1 pseudogene is annotated in these 241 nt (G+C 75.9%); it reads left to right on the forward strand.

The features are described from left to right. Window positions 1-241: pseudogene (locus KUG38_RS17290) on the forward strand (DUF4912 domain-containing protein); the annotation flags it as partial.

Raw genomic sequence — 241 nt, forward strand, 5'->3', positions numbered from 1 at the left:
CCCCTTCTCCCTCGACGCCTTCCCCTCCACCACCGCCAGCCTGCCCGCCCCCGCCGAAGCGGTGGATTCCGGCCTGCACGAGCGGCTGTACCAGAGCGCGACCAGCCAGTGGCGCCGCCTGGGCCGCGGCTCCGAGGCCTTCCACGAGATCGACTCCGCCGCCGGCCTTGAGGGCGGTGGGGAATTCTCCGCCTCCGGCGCCGGCCCCTGGGCCTCCGGCCGCAGCGCCTCGGGCATCGGT

Source organism: Synechococcus sp. CCAP 1479/9, assembly GCF_019038535.1.
Classification (GTDB): Bacteria; Cyanobacteriota; Cyanobacteriia; order PCC-6307; family Cyanobiaceae; genus Cyanobium.